Genomic DNA, 11,766 nt, shown 5'->3' on the forward strand with positions numbered 1-11,766 from the left:
CTCTGGATCATACTGGATAATCAACACCCTTGAATTTATAATTTTACTTCACATCGTTTGCAATGTAGGCATTATTCTAATATATTAAATAGAGGGTTATAGTATAAACTCCCAGATAAGAAAAGGCATTGCTTACTCGGGCACATTCCTTTTGTATGTAACGATAGACTTCGATGATAATTATACTCCCTGAAAGCTTGTTATAGGGTATAATAAACTGTGTGTTACTTGGAATTTTTTATACTTAGCTCGCACATGGATTTTTTCTATTCAATCGTGCGCAAGAGAAAGCTTTGATATGGACGAATAGACACTTTCCGTTCACAGGGTTGTGAAACTTATCACTATTGGATGGCAGGCTCCTCATGTAGTTTGTGCATTCGTTTTTGTATCCTATGCATTTGATTTGGAAATGAAAAGTGAAGTTTGCGGAACCCTAAGAGATAATGTCCCTCTTACGTATTGGAATTGAATGTTGAAAAAGTTCATGCAAAATGTTTTTGACGAAAGGAAGAAAGGTAAATGGACTCAGAAATTAAACAGCAAGCCCCTACACAAACTACAGATCAGTGGGTAGAAGAATTAGCCAAGCCGGAGGTACAGGACGCCCTGACAACGCTGATTCAAAAGCTGCCTGAAATTAAAGAGGCGATTAACAAAGCAGAACAAGGCATTGCAGCAGTTTCCGCTTTTGCCAGTGATACGGATTCATTGAATTATTTGTCTGAGCGTGTGGAGCGATTCTCGCAATTAGCATTTAACAAGGAAAATATGGAAGCATTAGCTGTACTTATAGAAAGTCTTCCAAGGCTGGCTAAATTAGTGTCGGTGCTTGATCGCGTTTACTCAACTGTTGAACCGCTTATTTCAGACAAGGATTCGTTGGCTTACCTTGTTGATACAGCAAAAGTCATCACTACACCGGTAACAGATCGTGTAGGAGAAGGCGTATCCATTGTGAAGGAAGCGAAAGAAAGAGCGGCACGTAAAACAGAAACCATTTCTATATTCGGCTTGTTAAAATTGCTCAAAGATCCTGCAGTGCAAAATGGCTTGAAATTTACCCAGTCCTTACTGGAAATTTTGTCAGAGAAGAAAATCGTTAAATAAATGGATAGAACTCGTTGTCTGGCGGTTGTCGACAATGCGGAGGAGCATCAGCTTGTAAGAAGCAGCTGATGCTCTTTATTTTTGTGGGGAAGATGCATTTTACTCCTTTTGTTTTTGAATGGCCGTAAGTTAAAGCGTGTCCATTTATCAAATCGGATGTATATATTAAGATGAGGCAAAATAAAGAACAAGGTAAATAGATGGACAAAAAGGAAATCCTAATTTTAATGTCGAAAATACATGGATATCCATTTGTCTGTCAGCTATAAGGGGAAGGGTATGATTCATAGAGCGCTGCTGAGGAGGTCCATGGTTTCGGAATGTCAAATGTCTATCAGTATATAGCAGGAAAAATGGCTGAGATGAGCAAATCCCAGATAAAAATAGCTAAGTACATTTTAGAAAACCCCAATGCAGTACCATTTTTTACTGTAGGTAAGCTAGCAAAAATGGCAGGGGTCAGCGAGGCGACGGTCGTTCGGTTTGCCACTTCTCTTGGCTATTCGGGCTATCCCGAGCTGCAACAGTATATGCAAAATTCCGTTCAGCAACAATTGACCACAGCTGAACGATTGCAGATGTCGCAACGTGTCTATGAGGAAGAAGAACAAGGCATATATGAAATTTTCCAGGATGATATGGCCAATATCAAATCAACGATGGAGAAGCTGGATGTGCAAGCGTTTCGCCAGGCAGTGGATGCGTTGTTACAGGCGAAAAAAGTATACATCGCCGCCAACCGAAGTGCTATGTCACTCGGTGTGTTTTTGCAGTATTACCTTCATATCATACTAGGTAATACTGTATTGCTGCAATCAGTGGAAACAATAGCGGAGCGGCTGCATGATTTGGACGAAGATGATGTAGTCATCGGAATTAGCTTTGCCCGGTATACGAAGAGCACCATTCAAATTTTGTCCTATGCCAAAGATAAAGGAGCCACAACAATTGCTATTACAGATAATTTTTTGTCGCCGTTGATTCCGCATGCCCGAATTGCCTTAACCGCATCGAGTCAAATGCCGACATTTATTGATTCTTTTGCGGCTCCCCTTAGCTTGCTTAACGCTCTAATCACTTCTGTAGGAAAAGAAAAGGCGGAAGATTTTCAGGATAGGTTAGAGAAGCTGGAAGAAATCTGGGAACATTTCGATATTTTCCATATGAAAGAGAGACCGGGGAAGGAATAACCCGGTTTTTTTATTTTTACGCATATGACATGCAGAAATTCACGCCTGTTGATTATCCATAAGGTGGAAGAAAGAAGGTGCACGCGTCGGCGTGTTCCCTCGTCTTTCTCACGAGGAAGAGACACGGCCGCTTTGTGGCGCCAGGGCCGGACCGGCAAAACATCTGGGCCTCTCGATGCGGGAGACAAACCGACGCCCGTTTGGGCACGGTGTGGTGGCGACTACTTTGGATTATACTGGATAATCAACACCCTTGGAGAAATTTTTTTCTTGATTATGAAATAAAAATTTCATAATATGTTATTAAAAGAAATTATAATTTTAAAAATGGAGGATATCTCATGACGATAGAAAATGCATCGCTTTTGTCTCCTCAAATGAAAAAATCTGCGGAACAGTACTACAAGGCTTGTGAAGTTATTCCGGGTGGTGTAACAGCGAACATTAAATACATTGCCCCTCACCCCATTATTATGGAAAGAGGATCTGGCAGTAAATTGTACGATGTAGATGGTAATGAATATATCGACTACTTGCTTTGTTATGGAGCGCTTATTCTCGGACATGGGCATACAGCTGTTTTTGAAGCGATTTCCAAACAAATGAAAGAAGCAGGAACGACCATTTTTGGAACACCGCACCAATTAGAAACAGTGATGGCTGAGAAACTTATTGAACTGTATCCGGGAATTGAAATGGTGCGCTATACGAATTCAGGGCTAGAAGCAACGCTTTTAGCCATCCGTACAGCGATGGCTTATACAGGAAAACCAAAACTGGCGAAGTTCGAAGGTCATTATCATGGTGGCTATGATCAAGTATTAATTAGTGTAAATCCAGATATAAATCAGGCGGGAGAAGCACACAATCCTTATGCGGTGCCCGAATCAAAAGGTGTGCCTGATTATTATGTTGAAAACACAATTGTCCTTCCCTTTAATGATTTGGAAGCTACTGAGCAAATTCTTCGCACTCATAAGGATGAACTGGCGGCGGTTATTCTTGAACCGATTCAAGGCGGCTTTATTCCAGCAGAGCCTGAGTTTATGAAAGGACTGCGGAGAATTACAAAAGAATTGGGGATTATTCTTATTTTTGATGAGGTAAAAACAGGCTTTAGGCTGTCTTTGGGCGGTGCACAGAAAATGTATGGAGTCACGCCTGATATAACGGCATTAGGTAAAGTGCTCGGAGGTGGATTTCCGGTAGGTGCCATTGGAGGAAGACGCGAAATGATGATGATTAGCGCTCCCGATGGAGGCAGGGATATTTTAACTGCCGGGGCGGTGAGCCGGGATGAACGAGAGGTGTTGTTTCATAGTGGAACATATAATGGCCACCCCACCGTATTGGCCGCAGGACTTGCAACAATCGGAACCTTAGAAGAAGCTAATGTTATGGACGCTTTATTCGATCGTACACAGCTGCTGAGAAGCGAGCTGGAGGCACTGTATCGTAACTATGGCGTGGCAATGCAGACTGTGGGCAAGGGGAGTATTTTCAATATTGTTCTAACAGATGCACCGATTAAAAATTACCGGGATATGGGCAAGGCGAATATGCAGCTGCGTAAGGAAATCGATTATGAATTGCTGAGGCTTGGAGTGTATATAAAACCGCTTAATCGCTATTCCATGTCTGTAGTCCATAGCGAGGAAGATATTGCCCGTACTGTGGCTGCTCATGAAAGTGCGTTGAAATGTGTATGACAAATAAACCTTGACAGGAAGGCCAAAGGATTTTATACCCTTTGGCTTTGTTTTTATCATTTTTCCGGGAAGCCCTCTTCCCATGAATCAGCAGGTATGACAAAATATAAATGTGTCAAAACGAAAGGGTTGGAGGTTGCAATGTCTGATAAACAAGTAACGCTTCGCTCATTTGAAACAGAAGATATTAAGGAGCTTCATCGCTGGTCAAATGATCCCGTTTCCATGTTAATGGTTGGTAGAGCACCGTTAACATACGAACAGGTGGCAAAACAGGTTGAGAAAAAAAGACAAAATGGTGATCTTCTGTTAGCCGTTGAAAATGAGGAAAGCAAACTAATTGGATGGGTCTTTCTTCAAAATATAGAACATGAACATGGCAGAGCGAGTATTGGTATTTTGCTTGCTCCCGAAGCTCGGGGTCAGGGGTATGGAAAACATGCGATGGAGCGAATGATCAATATTGGATTCAATCAACTTCGCTTAAATAAAATTTACTTAACAACAAGGGGAATTAACGAGCACGCCATTACACTATATACAAAAATTGGATTTATCGTAGAAGGACAGCTAAGGAAACACGCTTATATTGATGGAAATTATTGTGATACATACTTTATGGGGATATTGGCATCCGAATGGAAACAAAAGTACAGCAAAAGAAATTTCTGATGCAACAAAGAGGGTGTAGCCTGCACCCTCTTTATTGTTTTTTTAATAAAGCCTGCTGAAAAATAATCGGCTATAATCACTTATGCTTCCGACAGCTCGCTCCATTTATTGGTCTGAGCCGGTGGCTTATATTCCTGAAGACGATTCAAGAGTACAATGGGATCTTCTTCGCAGATGAGTAGTCCTTCGTGTGTAGCTGGAATAAAACCGGCTTCGACACCATTCTTGATCATCTGTACTAACGGTTCATAATAGCCGTTAACATTAAGAAGGCCGATCGGCTTGCTATGAATGCCAAGCTGCCCCCAGCTTACCACTTCGAAAACTTCTTCCAATGTACCGTATCCACCAGGAAGTGCGATAAATGCATCTGATAATTCACCCATCAACGCTTTCCGTTCATGCATATCTTTTACCTCATGCAGTTCAGTCAATTCCGTATGCACCATTTCACCGCGGAAAAGCCCTGTGGGCATAACACCAATTGCTGTTCCATCAAGGGCAAGTACGGTATTTGCAATACGTCCCATCAAACCGATTTTTGAACCGCCATATACCAGTTCAAGCCCTCGTTGTGCCAGTTCATTTCCGAGCGCTTCCGCCATCAGTTCGTATTCTGCCTGTACTCCGGTATTAGAGCCGGCAAACACACAAATACGTTTCATATGTCTCCTCCTCATTTGTTATGTCATAAACAAAGTCCTCATTTAGTCTATAGTATGTTCACCAAAAAAACTAGAAAGAGAAGGATTATAACCTATATTTTTTTACAGGTTTTCGGTGTAATATACGCTTCCATCATATTTTTACTTAAATTACTAAGGAGAATCGATTTTATTTCTGAGACAATAGAGACAGAGGACTGCCAAAGAAAAGAAGTGCAAAGGAAGAAGGGGAGATATATGCGAAGAAAAATCGTATTTTCTTTATTGAGCATATGCGTAATGATTCTCGTTTTTATTGCAGGAACAAAAATATTAACGGGTAAAAGCATGTTATCAATGCCAGCTTCCGCGAACAAGCAAGAAAAAACCGCCTCCCAAAGTAGTAGTGCCCATTCTTTCGAAAAGCACCTTGCGGACTTTGTTGTTTATCAGAAAGGAACGTTGTTATCTGACTTTGATACGTTCGCTGAAGCGGCTTCGTATGCGAAAAAATATAAGGAATCATACATTCAATTTGGGCCGACCGGGGTACCGATATGGGAAAATAAAGTGTTACCTGCAGAGGCGGACCTTATTGATGCGCCTTTGATTTCTCAATTGCCGGAGCTTCCAAGGGGATGTGAAGTGACGAGTCTGGCAATGCTGCTGCAATTCGCCAATATAGATGTCGGGAAGATGGAATTGGCCGATGAAGTGAAAAAGGATTCCACTTCCTACTATGAAAAAGATGGTGTAATCTACTTCGGAAATCCGTATGATGGATTTGTCGGAGACATGTATACGTTCACAAACCCGGGGCTAGGCGTGTACCATGGACCGATTAAAGATCTGGCGAAGAGATATTTACCTGATCAAGTCATTGACATGACAGGTAGCGATTTTCAGGACGTGCTTCATTCGCTGAGCCGTGGCACACCTGTTTGGGTTATTTCGACGAGCCGTTTTTCCCGTCTGCCGGATTCTTTATTCGAAACATGGCAAACACCTACTGGTCCAGTAACCATTACGTATAAAGAGCATTCGGTGCTGCTTACGGGATATGACGAGAAGTATGTGTATTTCAACGATCCGCTTGCAAATAAGAAAAACAGAAAGATGCCAATCCATTCGTTTCAGGAAGCCTGGGAACAAATGGGGAAACAGGCGATCACTCTTGCTGAAAAACAGAAAAGCTAATAAATAAAAAAGGGCATGTACCGTTATCGGTGGATGTCCTTTTTTTCTAGTCATATAGAATGAATGGATTGATCCTTTTTATGGGTTTTTAGGAAAAAGGGTATGTGATCATTGCATGTTTCTAGTAAAATGCGCGTAGATAATTATGATTTTTTCGCCATTTTTAAATTGTGATAGAATTAAATGTAATTATATGAATTTAGTGGTATGAAAATAGATGATGAAAAGTCTTTGCCTGCCCTTTATGTCTTGAATCCATTGTTTTACTTTGAGCAGGTGCTATATGGAAAGAAGCGGGTATATAAAGTGTAGCGAAGAATTTTTTGAATTCGGCAAGCGCTATGAAACGGTGGGCTGAATTCACCTCAAATCAATAGAATAAGGTGGGACATATGGCATTGAAGGATTCCTCTATCTATCGGGAGGTTGCAAAAAAAATCTCGCAGGAAGCAGATACCTTACAGGAACTTTTATTTAGTGTGAAAAGCATTGGAGAAGATCACGGTCAATGGGATACAGGAAGAAGTAAAAAATTTCGTGATCAGAAGGTGCAATTGCATTCTGACATTACGATGAAACACCATGAACTGAAGCAATATGCGAGTGAATTGCTACGAAAAGCTGATCAGATTGATGCAGAGAATGCAGCAGGGAAGAAGGGGTGATAAGATGGCATCCTACAAACTTGTGCCTACATATGTAAATACAGAGAAGTTTCGTTTAAGTGGTATACGTCAAGAGGTGGCTGGAATTGAGCAGCGAATTCAATCTTTGGTCAGCATGTTGCCGGATGCAGGGGCTGCGCCTGTCCTGCGTACTGTCATTGGTGAAATGGAACGGATGATTCAGGTGATTGAAGTAGATGTGAAGAAGTTTCTGGACGCGGATAACAGGGAAGTGTTGATTACCTTGGCAGAAAAGCTACGGAAGTACAAGAAGGATTTTGAAAAATTCCTTTCTATTGGTACACAATTTGCTGGGATTGCTGTGCTTATGTCCGGAACGGTTAGTTTTAGTCGGGTGGCTGCATTTCCGCGAAGCAAGGTATATTCGTATAGAAGCAAGTCCTGGTTGCACAAAGTAAACGGTCGTTATCCAAACGTGATTGCCCGTTCTATTGATAAGTTTTTAAGGGTAGAGCCTAGGAATTTCGTAACGAAGTATTTTCATTCAAAATTAGGTCTCAATAAAGGATTTACGAACCCAGCTAATTATGTAAAAGGTCACCTTCTGGGCTTACCTAAAAACTCCAACTTTGCTGGCGTAAAAAAGATTGCAAGCTCGGTATCGAAGCGGTTCGGTGCAATCAATGTGTTATCAACAAGTATCGGAGAGGGCTATGGATTGCTTAAGAAGGTGAACAAAGGAGAAGCAACAACAGCCGACTATGTTACAACGGGAACGAACATTGCCATTAAATCAGGTGCTACATACGCTGGTGCGGCTGTTGGAGCAACGACCCTCTCATTCCTGGGACCACCGGGGATTATCGTTGGTGGAATGGTAGGCGGTTATGTTGGAGGCAAGGTAGGGGACTTCGTTGCGAAGCAGGTTGAGAACGTGGTCCGGAATTTTGACAAAGTGAAAGAAGAAGGTGCAAAAATCATACATGACATAGGTGAAAAAGGAAAAGAAATTTTCAACAAAGGAAAGAAGTGGGTAACCGGTTGGTTTAAATAAGAAGATGGGAGAGACATTGTATATGCTACAAAGAATGACATTAACGCTTGAAGAGCTAGGATTATGTTTGATGCTGTGCGGATATGAGGAAGCTGCAGCAGGATTGGTTAAGCCGACGCTTGGTGAGAAAACGGATCTGGAGTGGGAGGCAATATTCGAGACGGCTTCCCATAGTTTGCTTGCCAAAGGCATATGGGATATAGAGCGGCAAAAGCAGGAGCAAATTCCGCTGAAAGCAGAGATCGTCGCTTTTATCTCATCTTATATTGAATCATCGAAGATGCTTCGCTTTACAAAGGAAAAGGATGGAATAGAACAGTACTTAATGTTCCATTCTCTGGAGGAGGATGAATGGATTTATCATTATGTATGGGAAACGGTATGTCATGATTTCTCACTCGTTAAAACCTCACAGCTTCAGGGACTGATCGATGAGTTTTACGATGTGGAATCGAATGCGTTGCAGGATAATCTCAGTATCATCGTGCCGGAGGAAGTGATGGTTATCTTATCCCAGGAAAATCTTCAGCAATCCTCTGTAGAACAACTAACATCCCTGGTGGACACCCGGAATCAGAAGCTATTTTCAGCCTTTTTACAGGATTTAAAGGAGCATCCTTCTTCCATCGATAATGTATCGGTTACATACCTTCCAAGCCCAACGGAATATCCGACCATTATGGATGTGATGTTCATTCTTTCGCATAAGGAGCGACTATGGGTGATTTCCCAGCATGATGAAGAGCAGGGACGCCCTATTTATTTAACAAGCTGTTCCTATCAGGCTTGGACGGAGGAAGTCGAGCGCAGAATCGGGATGCCGATGCCTGTCGCTTAAAGTGAGATTTGCTTTTTATAGATGTATATAGAAATAGGGAAAAGGGATAGTAGATATCTGCTATCCCTTGCGGTTGTTTCTCACTTCGAAGAAACCGATTTTTTTAGTGTGGTAACGAAAGCATCAAAATCCTTCTGATTTACAGCGAAATAGCTCACATATTCCCACTTCTTCCCGTGATGCGTTTCAATGATAATGGCCGGGCAATGAGCCTTAATAGGACCAATATATGTAATGCTTTGGTACACTCTTTTAACATCGTGTAAAGGAATCGTATTTCCGTTGAGGGTTAGCGCACTTTCATGTAAGGCAATATATTCTTTTCTTGCTTTCAGATAGATGGCCATGAACCAGACGAGAAGGGCGATACCGACAGGAATGCCGATATATTTTCCCATCCATTCAATCGGGTCAAAATAAGCGTCGCTGTTCGGCAAATATATCATCACCAAAATGGCTGACATCATCAGAATACCGATTTTAGCTAAGTTAAAGAAATATTGTTTATGATTGATACGTAATTCTTTCACTAAATGCCTCCTCCCTAAAAAGTAATGAGGGCATTATGATAATTATGTAAGGCTGTTAAACATTTGAATAAACCAATTGAAAAGGTAAGATAGTATGATAACGTATAGCAGCATAACGATACGTGCTACAATAGGAGAAGAAGAATACAGCTTCTTCGCGATATGGTAGGAAGGACCAAGTGCAACCATCCCCAGCGTATCCATCATCAAAAAGGAATCATCACGAAACCATTCATAGATTTTACGGATACCTTTAAATGAAAAGATAAGTAGTACCCCGTACATAATATTGAACAAAAGAGCGAGCATAGCAACTACGAATATAAGATTGATAATAACCATAAGAATGTCACCTAAGAATTGGATTTATTCCCTCCATCTTACCATTATCCAGTGGGGACGTGAATCTGTCGCAGGTCGGAGAATTAGAGGTAAACAGCATTACAAGAAGAGGGGGGACAACGATGAAATCCCCTCCTGAATATATAAATCAGGAAATAAGTCGTATTTTCAATGCTATCAAGACACATAAACAATATAAGCAGTACATTCCATTTACTACCTGCGATGTATAAAGGGGAAGAGTGGCTTGCCTAAACAGCAATTTGATTATGATACGTTAAAGAAATATGCAATATACGAGACGATAACAGGCTCTCATTCTTACGGTTTGCAGATAGAAAGCTCCGATACGGATATAAAGGGAATCGTGATTTTACCGAAGGAAGTCCAGTTTACGCTGGCTGATGAATGGGAGACGACCTCCTTTCATTCACCGGATATTGAATACCATTCACTAAAGAAATTTATGAGATTAGCCAGCACGCAAAATCCGACCGTACTTGAGATGTTATATACGGATCAGGCATTTGTTGTAAAATCAACTCCTGCGGCAGAACAGCTAAGGAAACATCGGCATCTTTTTTTATCCCGGAATTGTTTTTATACGTATGGAGGCTATGCACGGCAACAGTTAATGAAACTGAAAAATGGGTTGGAAAAAGCGACGCCAGAGGATCATAATGATCATTTACAATATACGGTTCAGAACATTATTAGAGGCTTCGGCGAAAGATACAGCGCCTTCGATGATGACAACATAAGAATCGTAGACGTGCAGTATGACCATGACAAAAAACAGCAACTATACATTGCTATTGACTTTGGCTGTGTACCTATAACACAATTATCAGGCATGGTTTCCGAGATACAGAATGCGTATAAAGGATATACGAAGCTGACTAACAGGAATAAGAAAACGGAAGAAAAACTAGGGAAACATGCGATGCATCTTGTTAGGCTATTCAAGACAGGCATAGAGGCTTTAGAATCCGGCACCATCCAGGTTAAAAGAGAGAACGACAGGGATTTTCTGCTTGCCATAAGAAACGGTAAGTATGAGTGGGACGAGATATTCAGCATGATAAAACAATTAGAGAGGGATTTGCAAAAGGCATATGCCACAACCCGTCTTCCTAAAACAGTCGACCATGAAAAAATTAATGAATTATATAAGGAAATCATGCTTGCATCAATATAAGGGGATCCTCCTGAGCAAACAGTAAAAACTTTTTACTGTATTGCTTTGTGAGGATTTTTTTGTAGAGAAAAATTAAGATGTTTCAATATATGTTTAATGTTTTAAAAATAATAAAAATTCCTTGACGACGTAGGAGTGGTATTATTATACTTAAAACAATTGATACGTTATTATAACGTTATATGTTGAAAACGTTATATAAAATTATTTAGGAGGTCATAACATGGTCAAACTAGTTGCAATCTACCGTAAACCGGAAAATATCGAAACATTCGATGAACATTACTTTAATGTTCATGCCCCCCTTGTCGAGAAGATGCCGGGTCTTAAAAAACTGGAGGTAAATAAAGTATATGGATCACCGATGGGTGAAAGCAATCTTCATTTGCTGGCCGAGATGTATTTCGATAACAAGGAAGCTCTCAATGCAGCAATGACATCACCGGAGGGAAAAGCTGCCGCGAAAGACTTGATGGGCTTTGCCGGGAAAATCGTATCCATGCATTTTGCCGAGGTTCTATAGAAGGGAACTAACGCCAGTAAACCTATTATTATCAGAGAGAGGGGCTGCCCGGATTGTTCAGGAGGCTCCTTTCTATAATAAATAACGTCAAGTCAGATATATATAAGTTACACTTGATAGTTTGACATGATAA

The 11,766-nt window shown here is 41.0% G+C and carries 13 protein-coding genes; 10 read left to right on the top strand and 3 right to left on the bottom strand.

Features of this window, described 5'->3' with window-relative positions; genetic code table 11:
• The first annotated feature begins 522 nt into the window (after positions 1-522).
• The 4 genes from HMPREF0083_RS16710 (at position 523) to HMPREF0083_RS16725 (ending at position 4,681) form a co-directional block, all read left to right on the top strand.
• Entirely contained in the window at positions 523-1,110 is a 588-nt protein-coding gene (locus tag HMPREF0083_RS16710; protein ID WP_021622781.1) for a DUF1641 domain-containing protein, read from the top strand.
• Between the two features lie 320 nt (positions 1,111-1,430).
• Entirely contained in the window at positions 1,431-2,300 is an 870-nt protein-coding gene (locus HMPREF0083_RS16715) for a MurR/RpiR family transcriptional regulator (protein WP_021622782.1), read from the top strand.
• A gap of 341 nt (positions 2,301-2,641) precedes the next feature.
• Positions 2,642-4,009, top strand: coding sequence for an aspartate aminotransferase family protein (locus HMPREF0083_RS16720; protein WP_021622784.1), 1,368 nt, complete (start codon positions 2,642-2,644; stop codon positions 4,007-4,009).
• 141 nt (positions 4,010-4,150) lie between these two features.
• Positions 4,151-4,681, top strand: a complete 531-nt coding sequence (locus HMPREF0083_RS16725; RefSeq protein ID WP_040303275.1) for a GNAT family N-acetyltransferase — start codon at positions 4,151-4,153, stop codon at positions 4,679-4,681.
• An 80-nt stretch (positions 4,682-4,761) separates the two neighbouring features.
• Here HMPREF0083_RS16725 and HMPREF0083_RS16730 read toward each other — a convergent pair whose 3' ends face one another.
• Positions 4,762-5,346 carry an LOG family protein gene (locus HMPREF0083_RS16730; RefSeq protein ID WP_021622786.1) on the bottom strand — a complete coding sequence of 195 codons (585 nt, stop codon included), beginning with the start codon at positions 5,344-5,346 and terminating at the stop codon, positions 4,762-4,764.
• A 237-nt stretch (positions 5,347-5,583) separates the two neighbouring features.
• Between HMPREF0083_RS16730 and HMPREF0083_RS16735 the strand changes: the two genes are divergently transcribed.
• The 4 genes from HMPREF0083_RS16735 (at position 5,584) to HMPREF0083_RS16750 (ending at position 9,040) form a co-directional block, all read left to right on the top strand.
• A complete protein-coding gene (locus HMPREF0083_RS16735) occupies positions 5,584-6,522 on the top strand; it encodes a C39 family peptidase (RefSeq protein ID WP_051354693.1) in 939 nt (312 codons plus the stop codon).
• A gap of 392 nt (positions 6,523-6,914) precedes the next feature.
• The gene (locus HMPREF0083_RS16740; protein WP_021622788.1) at positions 6,915-7,187 is read left to right on the top strand and encodes a hypothetical protein; all 273 of its coding nucleotides are present in this window, start codon (positions 6,915-6,917) and stop codon (positions 7,185-7,187) included.
• A gap of 4 nt (positions 7,188-7,191) precedes the next feature.
• Positions 7,192-8,202 carry a hypothetical protein gene (locus tag HMPREF0083_RS16745; RefSeq protein WP_040303278.1) on the top strand — a complete coding sequence of 337 codons (1,011 nt, stop codon included), beginning with the start codon at positions 7,192-7,194 and terminating at the stop codon, positions 8,200-8,202.
• A gap of 22 nt (positions 8,203-8,224) precedes the next feature.
• Positions 8,225-9,040, top strand: coding sequence for a hypothetical protein (locus HMPREF0083_RS16750; RefSeq protein ID WP_040303281.1), 816 nt, complete (start codon positions 8,225-8,227; stop codon positions 9,038-9,040).
• A gap of 80 nt (positions 9,041-9,120) precedes the next feature.
• Here HMPREF0083_RS16750 and HMPREF0083_RS16755 read toward each other — a convergent pair whose 3' ends face one another.
• Both HMPREF0083_RS16755 and HMPREF0083_RS16760 read right to left on the bottom strand, forming a co-directional pair.
• Positions 9,121-9,570: a hypothetical protein gene (locus HMPREF0083_RS16755; protein WP_021622791.1), complete on the bottom strand. Its 450-nt coding sequence runs from the start codon at positions 9,568-9,570 to the stop codon at positions 9,121-9,123.
• 42 nt (positions 9,571-9,612) lie between these two features.
• Entirely contained in the window at positions 9,613-9,912 is a 300-nt protein-coding gene (locus tag HMPREF0083_RS16760; protein ID WP_021622792.1) for a hypothetical protein, read from the bottom strand.
• A 247-nt stretch (positions 9,913-10,159) separates the two neighbouring features.
• Between HMPREF0083_RS16760 and HMPREF0083_RS16765 the strand changes: the two genes are divergently transcribed.
• Both HMPREF0083_RS16765 and HMPREF0083_RS16770 read left to right on the top strand, forming a co-directional pair.
• Positions 10,160-11,110, top strand: coding sequence for a nucleotidyltransferase domain-containing protein (locus HMPREF0083_RS16765; RefSeq protein ID WP_021622793.1), 951 nt, complete (start codon positions 10,160-10,162; stop codon positions 11,108-11,110).
• A 223-nt stretch (positions 11,111-11,333) separates the two neighbouring features.
• Positions 11,334-11,633, top strand: a complete 300-nt coding sequence (locus HMPREF0083_RS16770) for an EthD family reductase (protein ID WP_021622794.1) — start codon at positions 11,334-11,336, stop codon at positions 11,631-11,633.
• Positions 11,634-11,766 lie beyond the last annotated feature (133 nt).

Source organism: Aneurinibacillus aneurinilyticus ATCC 12856, from assembly GCF_000466385.1.
Lineage (GTDB): Bacteria > Bacillota > Bacilli > Aneurinibacillales > Aneurinibacillaceae > Aneurinibacillus > Aneurinibacillus aneurinilyticus.